Below are 24,573 nucleotides of genomic sequence, written 5' to 3' on the forward strand. Positions count from 1 at the left end.
AGTGCCCTACCGGTCTTTGCGCGCGGCCATGACTTCCTCACCCAGGAGGTCCCACAGCCGGCCGTAGAGCTGGCCGAACTCGGGAGTGCTCTTGAGAGTGAGGAGATTGCGCGGACGCTCGAATGGAATATCGATCGTTTCCTTGATGCGGCCGGGGGCCGCCGACATCACCGCGACCCGGTCGCCCAGCAGGATGGCCTCGTCGAGGCTGTGGGTGATGAACAGGACCGAGATCTTGTTGTCCTCCCACAGGCGCTCGACCTCCTGCTGGAGCAGCAGCTTGTTCTGCTCGTCCAGGGCGGCGAACGGCTCGTCCATGAGCAGCAGCTCGGGATGGGCGGAGAAGGCGCGCACGATGGAGAGCCGCTGCTTCATGCCGCCCGAAAGCTGGTGCGGGTAGAAGTCGCGGAATTTCGACAGCCCGCAGCGCTCAAGGAAATAGTCCACGCGCCGCTGGCTCTCGGCGCCGTTCCACAGGCCCAGCATGCGCACGGCATAGGTGGCGTTGCGTTCAACCGTGAGCCAGGGAAAGACCGATTCCTGCTGGAACACGATGGCGCTGGTGGGGCGCCGGGAATCCTCCACGCGCACGCTCACGGTTCCGGAAGAGGGCTGGTCGAGCCCTCCCAGCATGCGCAGCAAGGTCGACTTGCCGCACCCGCTCGGGCCCACGAGGCAGAGGAACTCGCCGGCGCGGATCTCCAGGTTGATGTCGGCCAGCGCGTGGAAGACCTGCCGATTGACGGAGAATGTCCGGCACACGTCGCGGATGGAAACCTTGGGGGCGGCTGTGGGCGAGGTCATCCGAGCGGTGGCATCGAGGGGGATCGTCCGGGAGGCCTCAGCGGGCATGGGCGCGCTCCAGGAAGCTGGTGTCGGTGACCGCCGCAAGGTTCGGCATCTTGGGGATCAGTTTTTGTGCGGCGTAGAAATCGAGCTGTTCCTGGAGGCTGGGAAGGTTCACCTTCTGGCCGTCGGTCGTCAGCTGCCAGCTCATGCGCTCGTACATCTTCGGATCCTTCACCGGCAGGCTCTTCTGCATGATCGCGGCGACCTCCACTGTGCGCGCCGGATCGGTGAGGACGCCCCGCATGTACTGCATGGACTTCACCAGGCCGCGCATGAAGCGCTCCCCGAGATCGCGGTCCCTGGTCGCCAGGCGCGGCCCGTAGATGGTCACGCCGAGCTGGAGGTTCGGGAAGGCTTCCGTGTGGTTGAGGAGCAGGCGGGCGACTCCCATTTCCCGGGCCTGGGTGACGAAGGGCTCGGTCATGTTGGCGGCGTCGATGGCGCCATTGGCGAGCGCGGCCACCATGTCCGGATACGGCATGTTGACCAGCCGGACGTCCTTCTCGGTGAGGCCCGCGGACTTCAGGATGCGCACCGCCGCCTGATGCGTGTAGACGCCCACCGCGGTGACTCCGATGGATCGGCCTTTGAGGTCCGCCACGGTCTTCACCTTGCCGCTGGCCATCAGCTCCTCGCGCACCAGCAGCCCGTGCGGCGCGGTGCCCGGCACCAGGGAGATGTAGTCGGCGACGATCTTCATATCGACGCCCGAGGCGATCGCATTGAACAGGGACGCGGTGGCCGAGCTCAGGATGACGTCGACGGTGCCGGTGGAAAGGGCCGGGATCTGCTCCGCCCCCGAGCGGAAGTAGACCGGCTCCACATCCACCCCGTATTCCTTGAAGAAGCCCTTTTCGACACCCACCACCAGCGGGTTGCCGATCATCAGCAGGCCGACCTTCACCGTCTGGGCGGTCGCGGGAGCGGCGAGCAAGACACATGCGGCGAACAAGGCAGCCAGACGGCTCCAGACTCTCATTGGCGTTCCTCCTTGGGCGGGCTTTCGCCTCGTTTTGGCTGGCATGGGCACACGCCGGGGCTCACCAGCGCCCGGCCGGGCGGGCGCGGCTTCCAGTCCCCCGAATGCCGCTCCGCCGGTCCGGTGGCCGGCGCGCAGCGCGCCTATTCGGCGGCGGGTGCGTCGTAGATCTTGTTGATCAGCTCGCCCGCGAGGTTGAAGGCGGGCAAGCCGCGGAACAGGAAGGCGAGCGCGGCCACGTCGTGGAGCTCGCGCTTGGTCGCGCCAGCCCGGATGGCGCCGCGGGCATGGTATTCGGCTGCGGGAGCGACGTGCGACAGCAGGATGCCGAACAGGATCAGCTGGGAAACCTTGGTCTCCATGGATTCGGGGTACATGGCGCGCGTGCGCAGGGCCTCCACCAGATCCAGGAGCTCGGGATCGCACTCTCGCTCGACCCGCAGCCGGTGCTGAATGCGGGGCGGGACGAATCCGATCAGGTCCACATAGATGTCTTCGTAGGCGGGGGCGTTTCCAGACATGACAGGGCTCTTGCCTCGGGCCGGTTGTTGGGGGCGTCGGTGCGCTCCAGGCACGAGGCAAGCTAGAATCACGCAAGATCGATGTAAAGATATTTTATCGATGATTTTTAGCTTTATATTATTTATTGATTTTTATCGTGCATGGTGCATGCTTAGGCAAATTTGCCGCATTTCAGGACCCCATGATGGCGAGACCCGAAACCAGCAGTCCCGACACGTCCACGCTGTCCCAGCAGGCGTACAGCCTGCTTCATCATGACATTCTTGTCGGCGCCCTGGCGGCGGGCAGCAAGCTGCGGATCGATGCGCTCAAGACGCGCTACGGCATCGGCCCGACCCCATTGCGAGAGGCCCTGTCGCGCCTTGCCGCCGACGGCTTCGTGGAAAGCGAGGAGAACAAGGGCTTCAGCATTCCCCCCCTGAGCCTGAGCGAGCTGCGGGACGTCACCGATCAGCGCAAGCTGGTGGAATGCACGGCGCTGCGCCGCGCCATCGAGCGGATGGACGATGACTACGAGGCGCGGGTCGTGGGCGCCTACCACAAGCTGAAGCGTCTCGATGAAACGCTCGCGACGTCCGACGACGAGGCTCTCGCCCGCTGGGAGGAGCGCCACCGGGCCTTCCATCGGGCCCTCATCGAAGGCGCCGGATCGCGCTGGCTCTCCAAGTTCCAGAGCGTCCTCTACGATCAGGCGGATCGCTATCGCAGGCTTTATTTTCGCAGCGCGCGCCTGCCGCCGCAGGTGGCGACGGACCACCAGGAAATCCTCGACGCGACCCTCGACCGCGATGCCGAGCGGGCCTGCGCCCTGCTCGACCGCCATATCGAGCGGGTGTTTGAGATCGCCTCGAAATCCCCTGTCTTCACCCAGGCGCTCTGCGACTGACCAATCCGCGAGGCCCGTCGGCGACGCCGCCGGGTGCGAGGGGCCCCTGCCCTCCTTGCGCGCCCGCCGGGCAGCGTTCGTACGGGTGGTGACGCAGAAATCCGTCAGCCTCGCCGTTCGAATTGCGCCGTCCGTTTGATCAAGGCCCTGGGTTCGTCGACTCGAAACCCAAACCGCTCTTCCCCAAGCCGGCCTCCCCACGCCGCCTGTCAGATCTTGCTGCCATGCTCATGGCCCGACCAAGTCGGGCACGGGCTTGAGCTAGTCCGAATGTGTCGAGGCGCCGTCGCTCCCGGCGGCGGCCACGGCGACCACCACCAGCACCTCCGCCTGCTGGCCGCCGAGACTGACCAGTTCATGGCGCTCTTCGCCCGCGAAATAGAGGCAATCGCCCTTTTCCATGATGAACTCTTGCGTCCCGAGCTTCACCGCGATGGTGCCGGAGACGACGAACAGCATCTCCTCGCCGCCATGGGACCATTTCGGGCTCGCCTTGCCCCCGCTGGCCATGGGCGGCCGGAACAGGAACGGCTCCATCACCTTGCGCGCGCGACCGGGCGCAAGGGACACGAAACTGCCCGCACCGCCTGCGCCGGTGGCGTCCGCCGCCCGCTGCAGCGTGTAACGTGGGCTGGGCGTCGCATTGAGATCGAAGAGCTCAGCCACATGCACGTCGAGCGCCGCCGCCACGCGCAGGAGCGCCGCGATGGACGGCGTTTTCAAGCCGCGTTCCACAAGCGAGAGGTAGCCACGCGTCAGCTCGCTCATGGCGGCGAGGCGATCCAGCGTCAGGCTGCGCTCGACGCGGAGCTTGCGCAGGTTCTGGCCAAGACGATCTGGCTTTGCGACGTCGAGCACTCAATTCTCCGCTCACCTCTGCGCAACCGCGGCTGCGCGTCCGTCCTTAAACTCGTTCCAGCTGAGCAACGCAATCACCCGAGATCACGGCGCGCGAGCAGGGAAGGACGGCCACGTTAATCCCACCTAGATACAGCTTCTTGATCAGAATACATCCACTGGTAAACAACCGTCTGTGCGGAAATTTCGTGCCCGAAACGCTGAAGGATTGGGCGAAAAGCGTCAAAAACCGTCATTTCATCTAAATTTTTTGACCCATCGCCCAGGAAATGAGCAGCAGGCGGGATCGCGCAAAAATACGGCTATTGATTTCCATCAGTAAACTTGCTTGGCTTTGCGAGTAGCTCGCAACTACGGCGCCAAACAGGAACGAGGGGAATCTGCATGGCCAATTTGAACATCACCCGCCGCGGTCTGCTGGGAGCTGCGGCGATGGGCGCGGGCATCTGCCTGCTGCCGCGCAACGTCCTTGCCGCCCCGCACGTCACGTTCGGCGTGGCGAGCCTCGACGTCTCCTACGCCTTCATCTACGCCGCCTTGAAGAAGGGCTATTTCGTCGAGGCCGGCCTCGACGTGGAACACCTCAACTCCCAGAGCGGTCCGCGCACCAAGCAGATGCTTTCCGCCGGGCAGATCTTCGCCGCCGCGACCGGATCGAGCGATTCCGTCGCGCTGACCATGGCCGGCAAGCCCTCCGTCCTGGTGTGCTCGTTCGAGCGCCGGCCGGCGCTGGCGAATATCGTGGTCAGCAAGGCCGCCTACGACGCCGGCGTGCGCAGCGTGAAGGATCTCGCCGGGCGCAAGATCGGCGTCACCCAGCCCCAGTCGCTCACATGGCTACTGGGCGTCGCCATCACCGAGGCGGCCGGACTGAAGGGCAAGGTGGATTTCCGCCCCCTGGGCGACTTCACCACCATGCTTGGCGCGGTGAAGGCGGGCTCGGTGGACGGCTGCATCGCCTCCTTCTCCATGCTCGATGCCGCCGAGGCCGAGGGCTGGGGCATGCCGATCTTCCGTGCCTATGACGACGCCGACTGGAACTCCGCCTTTAAGGGCGACCTTCCGGGCGTCGGAGTCTACGTGCTCAAGGACACCCTCGAGGAGAAGCGGGCCGAGGTGCAGAAGCTGGTCGACGGCCTGGTAAAGGGCACGGACTGGGTGAAAGCCGCCTCCCCCGAGGAGATCGCCGAGCTGGTGAAGACGGACTTCCTGCCCACGACCCCGCTCCCCGCGCTCGTGAGCGCAGCAAAGAAGTTCAAGGCCACCTGGAATTTCGACAATACCTACACGCCGAAAGCCTATGCCGACCTCATGGCGGTCATGGGCGAGGGGCGCATGTATCCCACGGCCGACCTCGCGGCGCGGGCCAAATTTGCCGACCTCGTCGACAATTCCTTCGTCCTCAAGGCGCGGGGCAAGGCGTGATGCGCGTCATGATCCGCCTCGACGGCGTCGGCAAGACCTACAGCTCCAAGGCCACGCGCCACACCGCCATCGGCAGCGTCTCCCTCGAAATTGCGCAAGGCGAATTCGTCTGCGTGGTCGGCCCCTCCGGGTGCGGCAAGAGCACCCTGCTCAACATGATCGCCGGCTTCCAGCCGGCGACCGCCGGTGCGATCACCGTGAACGGCGTGCCGGTGCAGCCGGGTGCCGTGCCCCAGGGCTTGGGATACCTGTTCCAGAAGGACACGGTGCTGCCCTGGCTGACCGTGGAGCAGAACGTCGGCCTGGGCCTGCGTTTTGCCCACCTTCAGCCCGACCGCATCGCCGAGAAGGTGCAGGGCCTGCTCAAGCTCGCCAACCTCGAGCCGTATGCGGGCTACTTCCCCTATCAGATATCCGGCGGCATGCGGCAGCGCACCGCGCTCCTGATGACGCTCGCCTGCGATCCCCAGGTGCTGCTGCTCGACGAACCCTTCGGTGCGCTCGATTCACACACCAAGATCAACCTCCACCGCGAGCTGCACGAGATCTGGCGGCAGCTCGGCCAGACCATCGTCATGGTCACGCACGACCTCGACGAAGCGGTAGCGCTGGCCGACCGCGTCATTGTCCTCTCGGGCCCGCCGAGCCGGGTGCTTCTCGACCACCCTATCGACATCCCCCACCCGCGCGATCCTTACGCCGTGCGCGAGACCGATGCCTTCGGCCAGCACCTCAAAGCCATCTGGGCGGTGCTGGGACGCGAATACCAGCGCACGCCCGACGGCACGCGGTCCGTCACCGGAGCCGCCGCATGAGCAGCACAATGGAAAGCCTTCACACGCCGCTGGCGCCCCCGGCGGCCCCGCCCGCCCGCCACGCCGGCTTGAGCGACGATGCTCGCGTCCGGATCTACCAGCTTGTCCTGCTCGCCCTGTTCCTCGGCTTGTGGGAAGGGCTCACGCGCGTGCCTTACCTGATCAAGAACACCTTCCTCGACCCGTTCTTCATCAGCCGCCCCTCGCTCATCGCCGAGCAATTGTGGGCATGGACCTTCGGCGCCCAGGCCGGCTTCCTCATGCCCCACCTCGCCTCGACCCTTGGGGCGACGCTCCTCGGCCTGGCGGTCGCCGGGGTGACAGGCTTCGCCGCCGGCCTGGTGCTCAGCCAGAACCCCATCCTCGCCCGGACGCTGAACCCCTTCATCGTCTGCTGCAACTCGCTGCCGCGCATCGCCATGGTGCCGCTCATCACCATGATGTTCGGCCTCGGCCTGCTGGCGAAGGTGGTCACGGTCTGGTTCGTGGTGTTCTTCCTGATCTTTTTCAACACCTTCAAAGGCTCGTTGTCGGTGGAGAAGCACATCCTGCAATTCTGCCAGACGCTGGGCGGATCGCCGCGGCAGATCCTGTGGAGCGTGCGCGTGCCGAGCGCGCTGGCCTGGACCTTCGCCGCGCTGCCCAATGCCATCTCCTTCTCCCTGGTCGGGGTGGTGATCGCCGAATTCGTCGGCACCACCACGGGCATGGGCTACCTGATCGTCTCCTCCCTCTCCACCCTGAACGCCAGCGAGATGTTCGCCGCCATCACCGTGCTCGGCCTGTGCGGCGTCGGCCTCGTCTCCCTCGCCGAACGCCTGGAGCGACGCCTGCTGCGCTGGTCGCCCCAGTTCAACGAACGCTGAATGCTGATCGGAGCCGCAAAATGAGCGAAACCACGCCGGACGCCATCGACTATTATTTCTGGATCAATTCCGACTGGGCTTACTTCGGCAATCCGCGCCTGAAAGCCATGGGCGAGCGCTACGGCCTGCCGATCAACTACTACCCGGTGGACATCGGCGCGGTCTATGCCCGCACCGGCGGCATCAAGCTGCCGCTGCGCTCCAAGGAGCGGCGCGACTACCGCTTCCTGGAGATGCGCCGCTTCCGCGACATCCTCGGCATGCCCATCAATCTCGAACCAAAACACATGACTCAGTCGGTGGAGATCCCTTCGCGCTTCGCCATCGCCGCCATGCACATGGGCCTTCGGGCCCACGACCTCGTGCACGCCATCATGACCGCCCTGTGGGTGGAGGAGAAGGACATCGAGGACGCGGCGACCCTCGTCGCCATCGCTAACGGCCTCGGTCTCGACGGCGCAGCCATCCTCGCCCGCTCCAAAGGGAAGGAGGCCGCCGGGCAATATTACCGCAACACCGACGAAGGCATCGCCAACGGCATGTTCGGCGCACCGTTCTATGTCTTCCGCGGCGAGGGCTTCTGGGGCCAGGACCGGCTGGAGATGCTGGACGCGACCATCTCCCGCGCCCTCGGTAAGCCTGCCGCGCTCGCCGACCTGAAGGCGGCGTCGTGATCCGCCGCATCGGGGGCGGCCCCCGCCTTTCCGCCGCCACCGTCCACGGTGGCCTCGTCTACGTCTCGGGGCACGTGCCGGACGACCTGTCCACCGGCGTCGAGGACCAGGCGCGGCAGGTGCTCGCCAAGATCGACGCCATCCTCGCCGAGGCGGGGACCGACAAGGCCCGCATTCTGACCGCGACCGTGTGGCTGCCGGCCATCGGCGACTTCGCCGCCTTCAACACGGTGTGGGACGCCTGGGTTCCGCCCGGCGAGGCGCCGGCGCGCGCCTGCGTCGAGAGCCGGCTCGCCCACCCGGGCATCAAGGTGGAAATCGGCTGCATCTCGGCTTTGCCCGACGGCTGACGAGACATCGGCCAATGAGAGGAACAGCAACCGCCCGGCCGTGAAGAAGCCGGGTGGAACGGAGCAGTGCGCGCCTGGGCCTTCCAAACCTCCATGGGGATACTCACATGACCGTCACGGAACACATGGGCCTTTCCACCCCGAAACTACAGGCGTCGGAGATGCGCCGGATCGTCTGGTCGTCGGTGATCGGCACGGCCGTGGAATGGTATGACTTCCTCATCTACGCGGTGGCTACCGCGCTCGTCTTCAACAAGCTGTTCTTCCCCACGCAAGACCCTGCAATCGGCACGATCGCCGCCTTCGGCACCTATGCGGTCGGCTATCTCGCCCGCCCGCTCGGCGCCGTCATCTTCGGCCATTTCGGCGACAAGCTCGGTCGCAAGGCCATGCTGTCCACCACCATCATCATCATGGGGCTTGGCACCTTCTGCATCGGGCTGCTGCCCACCTACGAGCAGATCGGCGTCGCCGCGCCCATCCTGCTGGTGCTGCTGCGGTTCGTGCAGGGCATCGGCATCGGCGGCGAATGGGGCGGCGCGGTGCTGATGGTGGTGGAGAATGCCCCGAAGGAAAAGCGCGGCTTCTTCGGCTCCATGGTGCAGGTGGGCAACCCCATCGGCAACCTCGCCGCCCTCGGCGTGTTCGCCATCGCCTCCCAGTTGCCGGAACAGGATTTCCTCGGCTGGGCGTGGCGCATCCCGTTCCTGTTGTCCATCGTGCTCATCGGCGTCGGCCTTTTCATCCGCCTGAAGCTGCACGAAACGCCCGCATTCCGCCAGGTGAAGGCCAGGCACGACGTCGCCGCCATGCCGGTGGCCGAGGTGTTCCGCGACCATAAGAAGACCTTCTTCACCGCCGTGGGCCTCAAGATCGCGGAAATCTCCTACGCGTCCATCGCCGCGGTCTTCATCCTGTCCTACGCCACCCAGCATCTGGGCATGACACGCTCCACCATCCTCAACGGGGTGATGCTCTCCTCGTTCGTGGCGCTGTTCTCCATCCCGGCCTTCGGCTGGCTCTCCGACCGCTTCGGCCGGCGCACCCTGTTCTTCCTGAGCTGCCTGTTCTGCGCCGGCTTCGCCTTCCCCATGTTCGCGCTGCTGGAGACGCGGGACCCGGTGATCGTCTCCCTCACCGTCGTCGTCGCCATATCGTTCGGCCAGATGGTCATGTTCGGCGTGGGCGCGCCCTTCTACTCGGAGCTGTTCACCGCCCGCCTGCGCTACAGCGGCGCTTCGCTCGGCTTCCAGATCGGCGCGGCCATCTCCGGCGGCCTCACGCCGGTGGTCGCGGCCTCCCTGATGGCCTGGAGCGGCGGCGCCACCTGGCCGGTGTCGCTCTTTCTCATCTTCTGCGCGCTCGTCACCGCGATCGCCACCTGGGCCGCGCCCGAGACCGCCGGCAAGGAACTCACCTGACCAAATCCGGGGCGGCCACGAAGCCGCCCCTTCTCCCCAGCCCTGAGGAAAAAGTTCATGGACGTGCAAAGCCTCATCGCGAGCCCGGCCGAGGGGTCCCCACCCGTCTCCCTCAGCTTCGTCGGCGTCGTGCGCTTCCTCCACATCACCCCACGCGCCTTTCTGCCCATGCGCGCCATGCCGGCGATCACCCTGGTGGCCGGCAGAGGCATCGAGGGCGACCGCTACATGCTCGGCCGCGAGGAGGGCTTCTATTCCGACCGCCCCGAGGAGGGCCGGCAGATCACCCTGTTCGAGATCGAGACGCTGGAAGCGCTGAGGCGCGATGCCGGCATCGACCTGCGCCCCGAGGACCATCGCCGCAACGTGACCGTGGAGGGCGTGCCCCTGAACCATCTCGTCGGGCGGCGTTTCCGCCTGGGCGAGACGCTTCTGGAGGCCACGCGCCTCTCGGTGCCCTGCCGTCATATCGAGGAGATCACGGGCAAGGCCATTTTCGACCCGCTCATCAACCGCTCCGGCCTCAATTGCCGCATCCTCAGCGGCGGCGAGGTGCGCGTGGGTGACCTGGTGCAGAACCTGTGATGACCCCCCGCAACATCCGCACGGTGGTGACAACCCGCATCCCGGCGGGCCGGGACGTGGTGGCCTTCGTCCTGCAGGATCCTGACGGCTGGGAACTGCCGCCGTTCCGCCCCGGCGCCCATGTGGATCTGTACCTGCCTGGAGGGCTGGTGCGGACCTATTCGCTCGTCAACGCCCCGGCTGAGAACGACCGCTACATGATTGCGGTGAAACGCGAGGCGGCTGGGCGCGGCGGCTCCCGCCTGCTGTGCGACGCCATCGAGGCCGGCGACGAGATCGGCGTCGGGCTTCCGCGCGGGGGTCTACGGCTGGGGCCGGAGCCCCAGGTCTTCATCGCTGGAGGCATCGGCGTCACCCCGTTCCTGTCGGCGGCATCCGCCCTGCTCCGGGCCGGCCGCAGCGACTTCATGCTCCACGTCATCGCCCGCGGCGCACCGCCGCTTGCGAATCTGATTTCCCCCCTCGTTGCCGCGGGGTAGCCCGCATCCACGACACGCGCGCGGCTCCCCGCCCCTCGCTCGATGCATTCCTTGCGCCCCATGCGGGGCAGGCCTCCGCCTCCTGCTGCGGCCCGCAGGCGCTCGTCACCGGCTTCGAGGCTGCGACCGCGCATTGGCCGGCGCACAGGGTCCATGTGGAGCGCTTCGTCGCCCCTCCCATGACCCCGCCGCCGGACGCACGATCTTACCGGCTCGTGCTCGCGCGCAGCGGGGAGGAAATCGAGGTCGAGGCGGGCGCGAGCATGCTGGACAAGCTGACGGCCCACGGCATCGCCATCCCCCACTCATGCTGCGGCGGCATTTGCGGCCTGTGCAAGGTGGGCTGGATCGAGGGCGAGCCCCTGCACCGGGATCGGAGCCTCAGCCCGGATGAACGCCGGAAAAGCCTCCTGGCTTGCGTTGCGTTGTCCGCCGGCCCGCGCCTGGTTGTAGACCTGTAGCGCGACCGGCTGCCTTCCGCACGGGCCACCCTCATCCTCAACCGGGGGCAGGAGGCGGCGCGCCCCCTGCCCCACCCGACTGGCACCGGGACGTCGGCCTCGCCGATCACGATGGGGATCCGGTGATGATGCGGTCAGCAGGCGCGGGAAGCGGGCCGCGCGGTTCGGCCAAGACGCCGTGCGAAACACCATGCTTCGGTCGCGCAGGCAGATCGCCACATCGATGGACGGGCGCTGACGTTACAAGGGAACCCGCTCGAAGCGCGCTGCGAGTTCGGCGTTCTGGCTCACGACCGCCAAGTCCGGCGGTATCGGTCCCTTCATCCGGGCGTCGATGTCTTCGGCGCGAATTTCGGGAAGAACCTGCGGAAACACCGGGCCACCGATTGGATCGCCGGCCTTCAGCCCGTGCGGCCAGGGGACCTGCAACTCCTGGCCGGTGGGCGTGAAGCGCGCATCGTCGCCGCACCAGCGCGTCGCAATCGCGCGCCGGTTCTGATTTCCCGCCGGCCGTCCGCGGGCGCCATGGAGCGTTAATGCGTGAAAGATGACCGCGTCGCCCGGCCGCATGTCCCAACTGGCGATCTGGTAGTCTTCGCGCGCACCGTCGAAATCGGGCGTTGGGCCGAGCGGCGCGACCGACTTGACGATGCCGCCAACCCCGAGGGGCCGATATCGCTGAGACCAACGATGAGAGCCCACGACGAACTCGAGAGCGGATTCGGCTGTCGTCACAGGGTCGACGGACGTCCACACCGAGGCAATCTGGTCGCCACTCAACGGGAAGAAGGTAAAGTCGTGATGCCACGGTGTGCGTTCGCCATTGTGGGCTTGCTTGACGAAGATCTGGTCGCAGAACAGATTGATCCGCTCCGAGCGCAAGACCTGTTTGACGGCGTGGGCCGTCGGGGCGAACAGGGAAAAGTCCCGCAGCCTGTCGTTCGTATGCCACGTATAGGCGTCCGCGCGAAAGCGCGGGTCTTTCGCTGCTTCCGCACCATCATCCCGAAGCCCGCAGATTTCGTTGAGGGCCTCCCGGACTGTCGAGATCCATTTCTCGGAATAAAAGTCGCGGACGATGATGACTCCATCGCTCCAGAACCGATCGATCTCGGTTTCGGACAACACGCGGGAAGGGGGTTCAGGTATCAGCATTGCTTGCTATCCCAGACTCCAGGAATGGCCCATGGACGGTGCGCCCATGGGCTGTCGTGCAAATCTACCAGCCAGGCTGCGGATCATTCAGCCGAGGCATTGTGGCGCGGCTTCATCGCCAGCACGCTGAGGAACGAAATGAGGGAAACGGCCGCCAGATAGAGGCCAACCGGGACGGCCGAGCCGAATTGGCCGAGCAGGGCGGTCGCGACGATCGGAGCGATACCGCCGCCGATTGCGCCTCCGATATTGGCGCACATCGACAGGCCGGTGTAACGCACCTCGACCGGGAACAAATTGGCGAAAAGGGAGGCCTCCGGCGCGTACATGATCGGGTAGAGGATGCCGAGGGCAAAGACGATTGCCAGCCAGACCAGCTCAACCCTTCCGGTTTCGATAAGCAGGAACAGTGGAACCGCGCTGATCATCAGAAGAAGCGTTCCGGCGTTGAACACCATCCGCTTGCCGAATTTGTCGCTCAGGATCCCGCAGACCGGCATCAGGAGGAACATGATGACGGCACCGACGGTCGTGGCGTTCAAGACCTCGCTGCGGGGCAGCTGGAGCTTTCCGGTTGCGTAGGAAAGGACAAATATCGCAAACAGCCAGAAAAGCGTGATTTCGCCGAGCTTCGCGGCCGTTCCCAGAACCACGGCCCCAAGATGCTTGGAAAAGACGCGAGCGATTGGGATCTGGACAACGCCACCAGTCGCGCTCAGCTTCTTGAAGCTCGGCGATTCATTGACCTTCCTGCGGATGAAAAAACCGACAAAAACGAGGACGAAGCTCGCAATGAACGGCAACCGCCACCCCCATGCCTCGAATTGATCTGCAGGCAGCAGCCCGACCAGGGAGAAGGCGACGCTTGACAGGATCAGAGCGGCTGGACACCCCATCTGCGGCAGGCTTCCAAACAATCCTCCTCGCCGCGAGGGCGCATGTTCGACCGCCATCAGGACGGCGCCGCCCCATTCCCCGCCAAGCGCGACACCTTGGCAAACCCGGATGAGAAGAAGCGCGATCGGCGCCAGAATGCCAATCTGATCATAGGTGGGGAGTACACCAATCACCCCGGTGGGAATTCCCATCAGAAGCAGGCCAGCGACGAGCATTTTCTTGCGGCCGATGCGGTCCCCGAAGTGACCGAAGAGAATGGCGCCGAAAGGTCGCGCAAAGAGCCCGACGGCGAATGTCGTCAAGGCCAACAACGTTCCCACCGCCGGATCGAAAGAGGGAAAATAAACCTTGCTGAAAATCAGGGCGCTGGCAGTTCCGAAGATAAAGAAATCATACCATTCGATGGTTGTCCCGATCATGGTGGAGCAGGCCACCAGGGTTCTCGAAGAAGCAGGCGCCATATCCCGCTCAAGGTCCACTACATGTGAAGCGTTTGACATAAACTTCCCCTTCTGAATGTCATATCGTTGATCGTCTCGGGGCACCGCCCGATGAATCGAGTCGATGCCCCCGTTTTGTTGGTCCGCTTCTTCGAGCAGATTTAGGAAAATTCTGACACGATAAATTTACATGTCAATTTGACATGTCAAAAATTGCCCGACAGGGGCGATTTTTGGCCGCCTTTCTGCCTGTCAGGGCGCTGTCGAGCGAAGTGAATTCCGGTTCGCGCAGCTGACAGGCGTCGAAATAACGAGTTAAGGCGCCTCCGGCGAACAGGAGTCCACCTGAATTGCTTTAGGTGAGCGACGCCAGAAGACTTTCGAGCTCGTCCCGCTCCGCCGAACCCATGGGAGATTGCGGCAGAACTGGTTCTCCGACATCATACCTTTGGATGATCAGGCCCGCCTTGATGCAAGCGGCCAGATTGAAGCGATTGAAGACCTCGTTGACCCGCCAGAGCTTGGCTTGGAGGGCGAGTGCCCGCTCCCAATCCTTTGCCATGCAGAGATCATACAACCGGACGCATTGCTCCGGAATCAGGCAGGCCGGCCCCGCCATCCAACCACGCCCCCCAATCAGCAAAACGGCGGCAGGAATGTGCGAGGAGGCGGCAAAGACGTCGATCTTGCCACGACAGCGCTCCAGGATGGAAAGCAATCGCCCGGTATTCGACGAGGCATCCTTGATGTACCGAATACGGTCGTGCCCGGCCAGACGCTCGATCAGGTCGAGACTGAGATCGGTTCGCTGAAAGCTCGGGTTGGTATAGATGACGATGGGAACCTCGACCGCATCGGCAATCGCACGGAAATAGCCCTCGATCTGCGGTTCGGTCAGGGGAAAGTAAGAGTCGATGACAGCAATGATGCCATCCACGCCAAGCTTTTCGTATGTCCTTGCCATATCGACCGCTTCGTCGGTGGAAGTCGACGATACGCCGGCAATCACCGGGACCCGTTTGGCCGCGGCCTCCACCACCGTTCGCACGACATCGATCTTCTGCAAGCGATTGAGATAGGCAAATTCACCGGTCGACCCGAGGGCGGCGAGACCATGCACGCCTTTGCCAATGAGATCGTCGCTCAGTCGTCCCAGAACCGCGCGGCGAACAGTTCCATCGCCGTCAAGGGGTGACACGATATAGGGAAAGACGCCTTGGAAGTGAAACATTGATCAATCCACCCCAGCCAGTGTCACTGGACTAACGTTTTAAGTTGGAAGGTGACATCCGCCGCGCATGCCGGATCCAACAGTGTCTGCGCGGCGATCAACCGGCGCGCGACCATGTGATCGGCGGACTGATTAACTGATTCGACGGCGATCAGGCGGTCGTCGCGGAAGCTGAAGACCGAGAACGTGTTCTCCTCGGGCGATCCGCGCACAACGTGACGGTCGCTCCCCCCGGTGAGGCCGGCGATTTGAAGCTTGTCCAGACCCTGGTCGCTCCAGAACCATGGCAGCGCCGAATAGGGAAGGGCCTTGCCGGTAAGCTTCCGGGCGACGCTGCGTGCCTGGTCATTGGCATTTTGAACACTTTCCAGGCGAACCGGATGCGACGCATAGGAGGTCGGGAAACGCGTGCAGTCACCAATCGCCGAGATGCAGGGGTCGGATGTCGTCAAATACCTGTCGACGACGATTCCATCGTCGGTGGCCAGACCCCCGGCATCGGCAAGCTCGGTATTGGCCACAACCCCGATACCGGCGACGATGAGATCGGCTTCAACCACCTCCCCGCTCGCAAGCCGCAGGCCGCACACCGTCCCCTCTTTCCGGAGGATGTCCGAAATCGTGGCGGCAAACCGAAACTGAACGCCCGCCTGGAGATGGCGCCTCTCAAAGTAGGTCGAGATCTCGTGCGACGCGGTCCGTGCCATCGCCCTGTCAGCAAGGTCAATGACATCCACGGCTTTGCCGGCGCCGGCCGCAAACGCGGCGAACTCGAGACCGATAAAGCCCGCACCGATGATGACAACCTGCCGGGCCTCCGGCAGGGCGCGCCGTATTGCTTCCGCATCGCTGACAGTCTTGAGATAAAACACCCCCTGATCACCGCTCGGGACCTGAAGGCGCCGGTTGACCGCTCCGGTCGCAAGTATCAGGTGGTCGTAAGGCAGCGGCTTTCCGGTGGCCATCCTGACCTCGCGACGATCGCGGTCGATCTCCTGCGCCGTGTCACGGATGAGCTGGATGCGGCTTTCGGCGAATGCGCTTTCGCCTCGTAGCAGGAATTCTTCCGCCCAGCCCGACGTCAGGAACGCTTTCGAAAGCGGTGGCCGGTGATAGGGAAGCGCGTCTTCCCCGTTCACCAGCGTGAGCGCGCCCTGATGGCCGCCGGCGCGCAGGGCAAAGGCCAGTTGGCATCCGGCGTGGCCGGCCCCGAGGATGACGATCCTGTCCATTCACCCCTCCCCTGTTCGCGCTCGCGCTTGTTGCTCGACCATGACAAATGAAACCCGACCGGCGCCCACGGGTCGAACTCCAAGTCTTCGATCCGGTGGATCAACTTTTAGAAATGGATGAGCAGCATCCAATTCGATTGATCCATTAGAATTGCGTCTCGGGAACATGCAGAACCAAACCGTCGAGTTGATCGGACAATTCGATCTGGCAGCACAGCCTGCTCGTCGCCTTGCGTTCGGCCGCGACGAGATCCAGCATGTCGCTTTCCTGCTCCGAAGCGACGGCGAGCCGCCCCGTGTCCGCCTCGTCGACATAGACATGGCAGGTTCCACAGGAGAGCGCTCCGCCGCACTCGGCTTCGATGCCCGCGACGCCATGGCTGCGGGCCACCTGCATGGCCGAGGTCGGACGATCGAAGACGAGTTCCTGACGGGCTCCACTTGGTGAAACGAAAACGACACTCGGCATTTGCTTCCTTTCTCAGACGCGTTCCATCACGGCGCCCTGAACCGGTTTGGCGGCGATCTGATCGGCGAGAAGGATGTCTCGGGCTTCGTCGGGATCGAGCCCATGCTCGGCGATCATGTCGCTGCATTCGTCGATCATGCGGTCGATGCCATCCATCATCTTGATGCGCTTGTAGATATCATCGGCGTGAAGCCCCATGCTCTCGCCGATGATCTCCATGACGTTGATGATCTCGAAAGAGACGTCCTTTTCGAAATGACAAAGCTCGCGGTGGCAGGCGTGAAAGACTGTCGCCAGCGTGGTGACGCCAGCCTCCGCGGCTGCCCGAAACTCCTTTTCGCGAAGCTCCTCCTTGAACCGCGGCGTCACCGTGAGATAGTTCGACATCAAGCCGACGCGGGGCACGTCGAGTTCGACCAACTTGACCCCGGGGATGGCGGAGAGAATGTTTTTGACGGCCCGCGTCACACCGGGAAGACCCGGGCGCTCGTTCAGCGCGACCGTCTTGTTGACGACGCGGGTGAAATGCGGACGCAACAGTTCGAGCCGCTCTTCGAGATATTCGTAAAACGGCTGGAGGCTGAAAGAGCGGTCCTGCGTGATCTTCTCGTAACTGGGGATGATGATCTCATCGAACTGCGACTGGCAGCTTGGGCACCAGGAGACTTTCGTCTCCGCGCCGACCTCCTGGATTTGCGACAGCGTGCTCAAACCGGCCCGTCCGGAGGTCTCGCCATCGCCGGCGCGAAACTGGTTGATCCCGCAGCACGCGGAGGTGCCGCCAATGATCTGGTAGGACGCTCCGATCCGCTCGAGCACATCGAGGCACAGGATAAGGATATGTGGCGTCTTGTGGATGTTGCATCCCGTATAGAGGGCCACATCGGGCCTGACCTGTGGTTTCTGCGAGGGGCCGGCCGGCTGGAGACGTTCGATTTCCCGTTTCGGTAGCTGAAGGCGCGACACAACCCGGACGGTCTTGGCCATGGCACGGAACGACTTCATCGCATTCAATTTAACGGTCTGGCGATCGCGCCTTTGACCATGGGCATAGTTCGCGAGCCTGACGAGCAGGCGCGGATCGACCCCGTAGTCGCAAGCGTCGACACACAGACCACTGCTCGAGCACGCGGCGCCCCAGCGCACGGCCTCCTCGGTTCCGTCGCCGCCACGCAGCAGGTCTATCATCCCCTGCAGCACGCCGGTCGGGTCGGCGGCATGGATGCCGACCGCCTCGGTCATTGGACAGGCGGTGAAGCACTTGCCACACGCTGTGCACGCGTCCGCGATCTCGCCCATGCGCTGACCCAGGGCTTCAACGAAGTCCATATCAGTTCTTCCTTTTCCGACTGACGACAGACGCCTATCGCGCGGTCCAGCCGCCGTCGGCGAACAGCGTCGAGCCGGTGCAGAAAGACGACTCGTCGCTGGCAAGGAAAAGCATCGCCGCGGCGATTTCTTCCGGCCGTCCCAGTCGATTGAACAATTGCCGCTGCTCGAGATGGGCGCGCAGCTTGTCCGGCTCCGGACTGGCGGCGAACAGCCGGTCGTAATAGGGGGATTCAACCGTACCGGCACCAACGCAATTAACGCGAATCTTCTGGTCGGCATGATCGAGGGCCATCGCCCGGGTCAGAGCTGCCACCGCACCTTTAGACGCGACGTAGGCGGCCCGATCGTAGATGCCGACCACCGACACCGCCGAGGCCGTGTTGATGATCGACCCGCCCCCTTGTGCTGCCATGATCGGAATGACGGCCTTGCAGCCGAAGAACACACCGTTGACATTCGTCGCCATCAGCGCATTCCAGTCGGCCTCCGTCGTATCGACAACGGTTCCGCCGATCCCGTAACCCGCATTGTTGACCAGAATATCAATTCTGCCCCAGGTTGCTTGAGCCACGTCGACCATTCTTGCGACGTCTTCGAATTTCGAGACGTCGGCCGTGACGGCGAAGGCATCACCACCAGCCGCCCTGATCTCGCCCACCGTTCGCGAAGCCTCGACGTCATTGCGATCTGCAACGCAGACGGACGCGCCTTCTTTCGCGAAGCCGAGCGCTGCCGCGCGGCCGATCCCTGAACCGCTGCCGGTGATGATGGCCGTCTTGTTCCTCAAACGCATTGCAATCTCCAGGTCACCGGGAAAGGGTCTGTCGTCGCCTGCTCACAGCCAGGCCGGAACGGTATCGCGACGGAGGGGGAAAGCTGAAGTGGACCTCGCTCGCCGACCGTGGCGGCGTTGTCGCCGCGCGCCGCGCATGCCGGTGCTCACGCGGGATCAGGGATCCCGGCGAGCGGTGGGACAAAAGCTTGGAGCAAGAATGAGCGGCGCGGTCGGCCGTCCGCCGTTTCGGCGGCTGCGACCGGACTACTTGCCGAGAACAGCTCGCTCTGTGGTGCGGATATGTCTTTGAAGAGCCGCCTTGAGGGCTTCTGCATCGCGCTTCGCGAGCGCGGCGAAGATATCCAGGTGCTCCTGGTGGCGGGCCGTCGCCGCGGCAGGATCTGCGCCGCGCTCCGCCAGGTAAATGACCACGTGCAATTGGATCTGCAGCTGCGCGTAAAACCGGATCAGCATCGGGTTGGCGGCGAGAGCGACGATCGAGGAATGAAACTCCGTGTTCGCGCGCACGAAATCTGCGCTCGATCCGGCTTCGCCGAGCTTGTCGACGGCGCGTTTTAGCTTCTGAAGATCCGCGTCCGTCACATTCTGCACCGCGTAATCGGCGGCGAAGGATTCCAAGGTTAGACGCAAAGCAAAGAGCTGGCGTGCCTGGGCCTGGTCGATGGGATTGACAACGGTTCCGCTGCGCCCGGCGACCGACAGGAAGCCTTCGCTCTGCAGGCGGTTGATCGCTTCCCGGACCGGCGTCCTGCCGATCTGCAGCCGATCGACCAGAAGATACACCGAGGTTCTCTCTCCCGGCCGCAGCTCGCGACGCAGGACCAGATCGATGATGCCGTTGTAGGCGAGGTCGACGGCGGAGAGCTCCTTGGCGGCGGTATTCGGCATGTCGTCCATGATCGACCGGTTCGTTGTCAGCCGCTTGCGCGATCGCCGCGGAAACGGCGCCATCCTGCGGGCAGAAAGCTAGCCGAGCATCCGCGATGCGGATACCCGGACATGTTGCTGTCAACGAAAATCTTCCGACGCCCCTGTCGAGCAGCGCCACCCGACCCGGCGTTGGCGCCCTCAGGCGCCAGGCTACGGCACGGTTGCAGTACCCGGCGATGCTCGACCCGAGCAACGTGGCCCGTCCGTCAACGAATGTCTGATGCCGTCGGATCACGTCCGTTCCCTTCTTCTTGCCAAACGCTATCCTTGCCGAATTGACATGTCAATTTAGCATGTCAAAAAAGAAGGACAATTCGTGGCTGATGGGCAAGCGTGAGTGATCGCCGCCGTCGCCCTTGGCGAAACAGAAGCTCGGATCGTCTGGGCAATCATGACAGGGGGGCAGAATTGCAGGATGGCGTGAACGGCCGCATCCATCGGAAGGGACGCCAGGCGCCCCGGCGTCCTCCCCCCCCCGGCAAGGAGATCGCCTGGCGCCCATGCGGCAAGGGCTTCAATGTCCAGGATGGGGGGAAAGTCAGTCCGGGGGCTCGCGCGCAAAGCTCTCTGAGCCGATGCGGCCGCCTGCTCTTCGCACTGCATGTCGGCCCCGTGGCACAGGCCACGACCACAGGCCTGACACACGACCCATAGAAGCGCCAAGCTGCCCAGGCCCCGTCAGAAAATCTCCTTGCAAAGGCGGGGGCATCCACACACGCCCCCGCTTGCCTGGAGACCGAGAGCAACCATCAGTCGTTCGACCCGCCCGGGGACGGCAAAAGCTGCGCCCTCATCGTATCCAGGCTGCGGTCACGAGCCTTGTTCCAGAATGCCGGGTGCAAGCTCAATGGGCTGACCATGGGGCGTCGCCTTACCCGCCGCGCGCCAGGCCTCGCGTAGCGCGTCGAGAACCGCACGGTCGGTGGCGGCCCTGGAAATCAGCAGTTCTTCCAGAGTGTCGAGCCACAGCTCGTAGCTGGCCTCGCCGCTGGGCGAAGCCTTGGTCCGCGCCACCAGCGCCTCGGTCCACTCCATCCAGGAGAACAGGCCGGCGCGGTTGAGGCAGACGGCAAGCGCGAATACCCGCGCTTGCCACGGCTCCTGAAAGACAGCTCCCCCCGGCGGTGGCTCGGGGTGCGAAGAGGCGTCAGATTGGTGGCTCAAGGTAGCTTTCCCACGCTTCGATGGTCACTGACAAGGTGGGGTCGGACTCTGAGCCCCACAGCTCGCGTCCGTCGAAGCGGACAGTATAGAGCCACTGGGGCTGAGGGCCGAGGCCTTGGGCGTTGGCATCGGCGAATACGAAGAAGCCACGCACCGCTTCGATCACGCCGGCCTTGCCGCGCGCGTATCGGGGAAGGCGGGTGTGGTGAGAGGGGTTCATCTGGCGCGTCCGGACCGGGGCACCCGCGGCAAACCTCGCCGGCCGATCCGGCTCGCGGGTGTATTGCGCTCCAGCCGCCAGCGCCGGGAGCACCCGCTCTGCCGTCAGCACGCTGGGCACCGGCCGGCCCGGACCTTGCGAGATGCCGCTTTCCACCTCGGCGCGGCTCACCAACCCCTCGGCGACCAGGCGGGAGACAAGCCCCTTGAACCAGATCTCGAAATAGGAAGAGGTCAGATACTCCGCCGGAGGCAGCTTCTCCCGGCTCGCGCGCATGGCGTCGATGTTCCACACGCCCATCGCCATGCAGGCGAGCGTGTTTGCCAGCACGCGCCGCTCCCAGGTCGAGTGGAACGGGATGTGGACGGGCTCGGGAACCACCGGCCCGAACCCCTCCATGCCACCAAGGTCGTGGGCCCCGTTCATGCGGCGCCTCCAGGCACGGTGACGAGGCCGGTGCCGATCATGGAATCGCGGGTGACGAGGGCGGCGAGGGCGGCGAGGTCCCAGGCCTCCGTGCCGGCGGGGCGCTGGGGAATCACGAGGTAACGCACTTCGGCGGTGGAATCCCAGACCCGGATCTTTTTGTCCACTGGCAGCGTCACGCCGAAATCCGCCAGCACCGCGCGCGGATCGCTCACCACCCGTGAACGGTAAGCCGCGCTCTTGTACCAGGCGGGCGGCAGGCCGAGCACGGGCCATGGATAGCAGGAGCACAGCGTGCACACGACCACGTTGTGCACGCTGTCGGTGTTCTCCAGCGCCACCATCGTCTCACCCTGGCGGCCGCCATAGCCGAGGGTGGCGATGGCCGCGGAGGCATCGCGGCGCAGGAAATCCATGTAGTCGGGTTCGAGCCAGGCCTTGGCGACCACCCGGGCGCCGTTCCGCGGGCCGATCCGCGTCTCGTAGCTTTCGATGATGAGGTCGAGGGCCGCCGGATCGACATAGCCCTTCTCGACCAGCACCGTCTCCAGAGCCCGGACCCTCAGCTCCATCTCCGAGAGCGAACTGCCCTCGTCATGATCATGTCCGTGCTCATGATCTCCCGACATCTCTCGTCTCCTGGCTCATGCAGGTGGCGTGTCCGCCCATCACGCGACGGTCGCGAATTCCGGCTTGCTCAGGGCGCTATCCTCGATCCGGTTGATGAGGCCGTAGATGTCGCCGAGCACCCACAGGTCGCGCACCAGACCACCTTCGAAGGTGAAGATCGGTGCACCGTTCCACCACACATGCCGGCCACTGGGCGCGTGCCCGAACAGCGGCTTGCGATGGATGCCGTGGAAGCGCACCTTCGCCGCAACCTGGTTATCCTGCTCGATCATGATCAGGATATCCGAAGTATAGCCCTCCAAAGAATCCGTCACCCAGCGCACATAATCGGCGAACTGGGCGTGGCCCACAAGCGTCGGCCCGAGCGAGCCGCGGAAGGTGAAATCGGGGTGGAAGATCTGAGGGATCAGGCCGACGTCCGCATGGTCCCACATGTCTTTGTAGAACATGCGCACGATCTCCTTCTGCGGGCTGAGGGAGGTGGCGCCGAAGCACATCGGTGCCTCGCCGTCCATGAGCGGTGCCGCTTTTGAGTTCATTTCTGCCTCGTGTTCATGAAAGGTGGGACGGGACCGGTGCGTCAGCTCAACCGCCCTGAGCCGCGGCGGCTTCGTCTGCGCCGAACGCGGGCGTCGGCGCGGCTCCCGCCCCAAGGCCGCGCAGGGTGCCGATGACACCGCGGGCGAAGAAGAGCGAGACGATGATGAGCACGACGCCGACCAGGATCGGCACGTAGACGAAGTAGAGGGAGATAACCTCCGTGATCGGATAGATCAGCAACACGCCGATGAGCGGCCCGAACACGGTGCCCAGCCCGCCGATGACGGCGTAGAGGATGGCATTGATGGACAGGCCGATCTCCAGGCTGGAGGTGCTGACGTGGCGCATCATCAGCGCGTAAAAGGCCCCGCCCATGCCCGCGATGGCCGCGCTCGCGGCGAACATCAGGAGGCGCCACAGCCGCGCATCGAAGCCGAGCTGGCGGGCGCGGTCCTCGTTCTGCGCAACGGCCCGCACCAGCATCCATGTTTCGGCCCGCTGCAAGGCGAGCCGCCCGAGCATGATGGCGACCAGGGGAAGCACCGCGAGGTAGTAGAGCGCCACCGTGGGGCCGATGCCGACCTGAAATCCCATGAAGCCGATAGTGCGGGCGTCGATGAGGAGCCCGTCCTCGCCCCCCGTCACACCCGACATGGCATTGGCGGCGAGCAGCGCGATGGAGGAGATGATGACGGTGGCGATGGTGGGATTGTGGTTCTCCATCCGTACCAGGACAGCGGCCACCAGCAGCCCCGCGAGCCCCGCGGCCACCAGCGATCCGACCAGGACTGCCGGCAGAGACCAGGCCGCCGCGGAGACCAGCGGAACCGCCAGATAGGCGCCGATTGCAAAGAACAGCGCATGCATGAAGCTCAAGATGCGCGCGTAGCTGTAGCTGAGGTCGAACCCGATCGCGAGATAGACCATCACCACCATCTGGAAGAAGAAGAACCTCCAGTAGTCGCTCGCCAGCAGCGGCGCGATCAACAGCAGGACGAGCGAGGCCGTCTGCAGCGCATCGATGAGGGCGGAAGTCCAATTGCGACGCATCATCACCGCCTCCCAAAAATGCCGTTCGGCTTGAAGTAGACGACGCACAGCAGCGTCGAGAGCGCCGCCACCTCCGACCAGGTCGGGCTGAGGAGCGTGCTGTAGAGGCCCCGGATCAGCCCGAAGGCGACGGCGACCACCACTGCGCCCACCAGATTGCCCATGCCGCCGATGACGACCACGATGAAGCAGGCGGCGATAACCGACAGGCCCATTTGGAAATGCGCGCCGCTGATGGGGGTCGCCAGCGCGCCGGCGAGGCCGACGGTCAGTCCGGCGATGGCGGCCGTGACGGCGTTCACCCGGCGGATGGGGACGCCGGTGACTGCGGCAAGGTCGCGCGCCTGAGGGACCGCGCGCATCCAGAGCCCATATTTGGTGAAGCGCAGGAACAGCGCGACGGCGACGAGCACCAGGAGAGCCAATCCCGCCGCCACGAGGCGGTAGACCGGATAATACACGCCGGCGAACTCAACCACTTCGAAGACCGGCGGCAATACGCTCTGCGGGTCGCCGCCGGCGATGGCGAGCACCATGTTGTCCAGGGTGAGAAACACGCCCGCTGTCGCGAGGAGGCCGATGGCCGGGTCGCGGCTGAGCACACGCTCGAATATGGCGGTGTTCAGCGCGAGCGTGAGCAGCCCGACGCACAGGGCGGCGAGTGGCAGCACCAGCCAGAAGTCGAGCCCGGCGCGATTGATCAGATAGGCCGCGCACATGGCGCCCACCATGTAGAGGGAGCCGTGGGCGAGGTTGATGATGCCCATGAGGCCGTAGATGAGGCAGAGGCCGAGCGCGATGACGCTCAGGATCAAGCCCCACACCACCCCGTTCACGAGCTCGAATAGGATCTGGTCAAAAGCCATCTGAGGGCTGGTCCTTTGGCGTGAA

28 protein-coding genes are annotated in these 24,573 nt (G+C 64.5%); 10 read left to right on the plus strand and 18 right to left on the minus strand.

Annotation, left to right across the window (positions count from 1 at the left end; translation table 11 throughout):
• Positions 1–6: 6 nt before the first annotated feature.
• The 3 genes from EZH22_RS00805 to EZH22_RS00815 all read right to left on the minus strand — a co-directional run bounded on the left by EZH22_RS00805 (position 7) and on the right by EZH22_RS00815 (position 2,349).
• Positions 7–852, minus strand: a complete 846-nt coding sequence (locus EZH22_RS00805; protein WP_203193937.1) for an ABC transporter ATP-binding protein — start codon at positions 850–852, stop codon at positions 7–9.
• Positions 842–1,828: an ABC transporter substrate-binding protein gene (locus EZH22_RS00810; protein WP_203193938.1), complete on the minus strand. Its 987-nt coding sequence runs from the start codon at positions 1,826–1,828 to the stop codon at positions 842–844. Before EZH22_RS00810 ends, EZH22_RS00805 begins: the two co-directional genes overlap by 11 nt.
• A 143-nt stretch (positions 1,829–1,971) precedes the next feature.
• A complete protein-coding gene (locus tag EZH22_RS00815) occupies positions 1,972–2,349 on the minus strand; it encodes a carboxymuconolactone decarboxylase family protein (protein ID WP_203193939.1) in 378 nt (125 codons plus the stop codon).
• A gap of 185 nt (positions 2,350–2,534) precedes the next feature.
• On the opposite strand from EZH22_RS00815, the gene EZH22_RS00820 reads away from it, so the two are divergent.
• The gene (locus EZH22_RS00820; RefSeq protein ID WP_203193940.1) at positions 2,535–3,236 is read left to right on the plus strand and encodes a GntR family transcriptional regulator; all 702 of its coding nucleotides are present in this window, start codon (positions 2,535–2,537) and stop codon (positions 3,234–3,236) included.
• Between the two features lie 261 nt (positions 3,237–3,497).
• Here the strand turns inward: EZH22_RS00820 and EZH22_RS00825 are convergent, their stop codons facing one another.
• Positions 3,498–4,094: a helix-turn-helix domain-containing protein gene (locus EZH22_RS00825; RefSeq protein ID WP_203193941.1), complete on the minus strand. Its 597-nt coding sequence runs from the start codon at positions 4,092–4,094 to the stop codon at positions 3,498–3,500.
• Between the two features lie 384 nt (positions 4,095–4,478).
• Here EZH22_RS00825 and EZH22_RS00830 point away from each other — a divergent pair, with 384 nt between their 5' ends.
• The 9 genes from EZH22_RS00830 (at position 4,479) to EZH22_RS31535 (ending at position 11,170) form a co-directional block, all read left to right on the plus strand.
• Positions 4,479–5,519: an ABC transporter substrate-binding protein gene (locus EZH22_RS00830; protein ID WP_203193942.1), complete on the plus strand. Its 1,041-nt coding sequence runs from the start codon at positions 4,479–4,481 to the stop codon at positions 5,517–5,519.
• The gene (locus tag EZH22_RS00835) at positions 5,519–6,334 is read left to right on the plus strand and encodes an ABC transporter ATP-binding protein (RefSeq protein ID WP_203193943.1); all 816 of its coding nucleotides are present in this window, start codon (positions 5,519–5,521) and stop codon (positions 6,332–6,334) included. Before EZH22_RS00830 ends, EZH22_RS00835 begins: the two co-directional genes overlap by 1 nt.
• A complete protein-coding gene (locus EZH22_RS00840) occupies positions 6,331–7,200 on the plus strand; it encodes an ABC transporter permease (protein WP_203193944.1) in 870 nt (289 codons plus the stop codon). The genes EZH22_RS00835 and EZH22_RS00840 overlap by 4 nt, the downstream gene beginning before the upstream one ends.
• A 20-nt stretch (positions 7,201–7,220) precedes the next feature.
• Positions 7,221–7,874 (plus strand): 2-hydroxychromene-2-carboxylate isomerase, encoded by a 654-nt coding sequence (locus EZH22_RS00845; protein WP_203193945.1) that lies wholly within the window; start codon positions 7,221–7,223, stop codon positions 7,872–7,874.
• Complete coding sequence (locus EZH22_RS00850; RefSeq protein WP_203193946.1) at positions 7,871–8,224, plus strand: RidA family protein; 354 nt, start codon at positions 7,871–7,873, stop codon at positions 8,222–8,224. Before EZH22_RS00845 ends, EZH22_RS00850 begins: the two co-directional genes overlap by 4 nt.
• 107 nt (positions 8,225–8,331) lie before the next feature.
• On the plus strand, positions 8,332–9,645 hold the full coding sequence (locus tag EZH22_RS00855; protein ID WP_203193947.1) for an MFS transporter: 1,314 nt from the start codon (positions 8,332–8,334) through the stop codon (positions 9,643–9,645).
• Between the two features lie 57 nt (positions 9,646–9,702).
• The gene (locus EZH22_RS00860) at positions 9,703–10,230 is read left to right on the plus strand and encodes an MOSC domain-containing protein (RefSeq protein ID WP_408647656.1); all 528 of its coding nucleotides are present in this window, start codon (positions 9,703–9,705) and stop codon (positions 10,228–10,230) included.
• Positions 10,230–10,709 (plus strand): ferredoxin reductase, encoded by a 480-nt coding sequence (locus tag EZH22_RS31530; protein ID WP_231711245.1) that lies wholly within the window; start codon positions 10,230–10,232, stop codon positions 10,707–10,709. Before EZH22_RS00860 ends, EZH22_RS31530 begins: the two co-directional genes overlap by 1 nt.
• Positions 10,710–10,864: 155 nt before the next feature.
• On the plus strand, positions 10,865–11,170 hold the full coding sequence (locus EZH22_RS31535; RefSeq protein WP_231711246.1) for a 2Fe-2S iron-sulfur cluster-binding protein: 306 nt from the start codon (positions 10,865–10,867) through the stop codon (positions 11,168–11,170).
• A 240-nt stretch (positions 11,171–11,410) separates the two neighbouring features.
• On the opposite strand, the gene EZH22_RS00870 is transcribed toward EZH22_RS31535, so the two are convergent.
• From EZH22_RS00870 to EZH22_RS00935, 14 genes are all read right to left on the minus strand, one after another.
• On the minus strand, positions 11,411–12,325 hold the full coding sequence (locus EZH22_RS00870; RefSeq protein WP_203193948.1) for a phytanoyl-CoA dioxygenase family protein: 915 nt from the start codon (positions 12,323–12,325) through the stop codon (positions 11,411–11,413).
• Between the two features lie 83 nt (positions 12,326–12,408).
• Positions 12,409–13,656, minus strand: a complete 1,248-nt coding sequence (locus EZH22_RS00875) for an MFS transporter (RefSeq protein WP_203193949.1) — start codon at positions 13,654–13,656, stop codon at positions 12,409–12,411.
• A gap of 361 nt (positions 13,657–14,017) precedes the next feature.
• Positions 14,018–14,893, minus strand: coding sequence for a dihydrodipicolinate synthase family protein (locus EZH22_RS00880; protein ID WP_203193950.1), 876 nt, complete (start codon positions 14,891–14,893; stop codon positions 14,018–14,020).
• Between the two features lie 23 nt (positions 14,894–14,916).
• The gene (locus EZH22_RS00885; protein WP_203193951.1) at positions 14,917–16,125 is read right to left on the minus strand and encodes an NAD(P)/FAD-dependent oxidoreductase; all 1,209 of its coding nucleotides are present in this window, start codon (positions 16,123–16,125) and stop codon (positions 14,917–14,919) included.
• A gap of 145 nt (positions 16,126–16,270) precedes the next feature.
• Positions 16,271–16,522, minus strand: a complete 252-nt coding sequence (locus tag EZH22_RS00890) for a 2Fe-2S iron-sulfur cluster-binding protein (RefSeq protein ID WP_231711247.1) — start codon at positions 16,520–16,522, stop codon at positions 16,271–16,273.
• An 84-nt stretch (positions 16,523–16,606) separates the two neighbouring features.
• Entirely contained in the window at positions 16,607–17,923 is a 1,317-nt protein-coding gene (locus EZH22_RS00895) for a (Fe-S)-binding protein (protein WP_203193953.1), read from the minus strand.
• A 34-nt stretch (positions 17,924–17,957) separates the two neighbouring features.
• Positions 17,958–18,719 carry an SDR family oxidoreductase gene (locus EZH22_RS00900; RefSeq protein ID WP_203193954.1) on the minus strand — a complete coding sequence of 254 codons (762 nt, stop codon included), beginning with the start codon at positions 18,717–18,719 and terminating at the stop codon, positions 17,958–17,960.
• Between the two features lie 246 nt (positions 18,720–18,965).
• Positions 18,966–19,619 carry a GntR family transcriptional regulator gene (locus EZH22_RS00905; protein ID WP_231711248.1) on the minus strand — a complete coding sequence of 218 codons (654 nt, stop codon included), beginning with the start codon at positions 19,617–19,619 and terminating at the stop codon, positions 18,966–18,968.
• A gap of 843 nt (positions 19,620–20,462) precedes the next feature.
• Complete coding sequence (locus tag EZH22_RS00910; protein ID WP_203193955.1) at positions 20,463–20,816, minus strand: nitrile hydratase accessory protein; 354 nt, start codon at positions 20,814–20,816, stop codon at positions 20,463–20,465.
• Positions 20,800–21,462: a nitrile hydratase subunit beta gene (gene nthB / locus EZH22_RS00915; RefSeq protein WP_203193956.1), complete on the minus strand. Its 663-nt coding sequence runs from the start codon at positions 21,460–21,462 to the stop codon at positions 20,800–20,802. The genes EZH22_RS00910 and nthB overlap by 17 nt, the downstream gene beginning before the upstream one ends.
• Positions 21,459–22,091, minus strand: a complete 633-nt coding sequence (gene nthA / locus EZH22_RS00920) for a nitrile hydratase subunit alpha (RefSeq protein WP_203193957.1) — start codon at positions 22,089–22,091, stop codon at positions 21,459–21,461. The genes nthB and nthA overlap by 4 nt, the downstream gene beginning before the upstream one ends.
• A 39-nt stretch (positions 22,092–22,130) precedes the next feature.
• Positions 22,131–22,631, minus strand: coding sequence for an ester cyclase (locus EZH22_RS00925; RefSeq protein ID WP_231711249.1), 501 nt, complete (start codon positions 22,629–22,631; stop codon positions 22,131–22,133).
• A 46-nt stretch (positions 22,632–22,677) separates the two neighbouring features.
• Positions 22,678–23,685 carry a branched-chain amino acid ABC transporter permease gene (locus EZH22_RS00930; RefSeq protein WP_203193958.1) on the minus strand — a complete coding sequence of 336 codons (1,008 nt, stop codon included), beginning with the start codon at positions 23,683–23,685 and terminating at the stop codon, positions 22,678–22,680.
• A complete protein-coding gene (locus EZH22_RS00935; protein ID WP_203193959.1) occupies positions 23,685–24,548 on the minus strand; it encodes a branched-chain amino acid ABC transporter permease in 864 nt (287 codons plus the stop codon). Before EZH22_RS00935 ends, EZH22_RS00930 begins: the two co-directional genes overlap by 1 nt.
• Between the last annotated feature and the right edge of the window lie 25 nt (positions 24,549–24,573).

Origin of the sequence: Xanthobacter dioxanivorans, assembly GCF_016807805.1 — a bacterium.
Classification (GTDB): Bacteria; Pseudomonadota; Alphaproteobacteria; order Rhizobiales; family Xanthobacteraceae; genus Xanthobacter; species Xanthobacter dioxanivorans.

Bases quoted from the DNA above. Each gene is read 5' to 3' on its own strand.
- EZH22_RS00805 (WP_203193937.1), bottom strand. From the start codon at position 852: ATGCCCGCTGAGGCCTCCCGGACGATCCCCCTCGATGCCACCGCTCGG.
- EZH22_RS00810 (WP_203193938.1), bottom strand. From the start codon at position 1,828: ATGAGAGTCTGGAGCCGTCTGGCTGCCTTGTTCGCCGCATGTGTCTTG.
- EZH22_RS00815 (WP_203193939.1), bottom strand. From the start codon at position 2,349: ATGTCTGGAAACGCCCCCGCCTACGAAGACATCTATGTGGACCTGATC.
- EZH22_RS00820 (WP_203193940.1), top strand. From the start codon at position 2,535: ATGGCGAGACCCGAAACCAGCAGTCCCGACACGTCCACGCTGTCCCAG.
- EZH22_RS00830 (WP_203193942.1), top strand. From the start codon at position 4,479: ATGGCCAATTTGAACATCACCCGCCGCGGTCTGCTGGGAGCTGCGGCG.
- EZH22_RS00835 (WP_203193943.1), top strand. From the start codon at position 5,519: ATGCGCGTCATGATCCGCCTCGACGGCGTCGGCAAGACCTACAGCTCC.
- EZH22_RS00840 (WP_203193944.1), top strand. From the start codon at position 6,331: ATGAGCAGCACAATGGAAAGCCTTCACACGCCGCTGGCGCCCCCGGCG.
- EZH22_RS00845 (WP_203193945.1), top strand. From the start codon at position 7,221: ATGAGCGAAACCACGCCGGACGCCATCGACTATTATTTCTGGATCAAT.
- EZH22_RS00855 (WP_203193947.1), top strand. From the start codon at position 8,332: ATGACCGTCACGGAACACATGGGCCTTTCCACCCCGAAACTACAGGCG.
- EZH22_RS00860 (WP_408647656.1), top strand. From the start codon at position 9,703: ATGGACGTGCAAAGCCTCATCGCGAGCCCGGCCGAGGGGTCCCCACCC.
- EZH22_RS31530 (WP_231711245.1), top strand. From the start codon at position 10,230: ATGACCCCCCGCAACATCCGCACGGTGGTGACAACCCGCATCCCGGCG.
- EZH22_RS00870 (WP_203193948.1), bottom strand. From the start codon at position 12,325: ATGCTGATACCTGAACCCCCTTCCCGCGTGTTGTCCGAAACCGAGATC.
- EZH22_RS00880 (WP_203193950.1), bottom strand. From the start codon at position 14,893: ATGTTTCACTTCCAAGGCGTCTTTCCCTATATCGTGTCACCCCTTGAC.
- EZH22_RS00885 (WP_203193951.1), bottom strand. From the start codon at position 16,125: ATGGACAGGATCGTCATCCTCGGGGCCGGCCACGCCGGATGCCAACTG.
- EZH22_RS00890 (WP_231711247.1), bottom strand. From the start codon at position 16,522: ATGCAGGTGGCCCGCAGCCATGGCGTCGCGGGCATCGAAGCCGAGTGC.
- EZH22_RS00895 (WP_203193953.1), bottom strand. From the start codon at position 17,923: ATGGACTTCGTTGAAGCCCTGGGTCAGCGCATGGGCGAGATCGCGGAC.
- EZH22_RS00900 (WP_203193954.1), bottom strand. From the start codon at position 18,719: ATGCGTTTGAGGAACAAGACGGCCATCATCACCGGCAGCGGTTCAGGG.
- EZH22_RS00905 (WP_231711248.1), bottom strand. From the start codon at position 19,619: ATGGACGACATGCCGAATACCGCCGCCAAGGAGCTCTCCGCCGTCGAC.
- nthB (WP_203193956.1), bottom strand. From the start codon at position 21,462: ATGAACGGGGCCCACGACCTTGGTGGCATGGAGGGGTTCGGGCCGGTG.
- nthA (WP_203193957.1), bottom strand. From the start codon at position 22,091: ATGTCGGGAGATCATGAGCACGGACATGATCATGACGAGGGCAGTTCG.
- EZH22_RS00925 (WP_231711249.1), bottom strand. From the start codon at position 22,631: ATGAACTCAAAAGCGGCACCGCTCATGGACGGCGAGGCACCGATGTGC.
- EZH22_RS00930 (WP_203193958.1), bottom strand. From the start codon at position 23,685: ATGATGCGTCGCAATTGGACTTCCGCCCTCATCGATGCGCTGCAGACG.
- EZH22_RS00935 (WP_203193959.1), bottom strand. From the start codon at position 24,548: ATGGCTTTTGACCAGATCCTATTCGAGCTCGTGAACGGGGTGGTGTGG.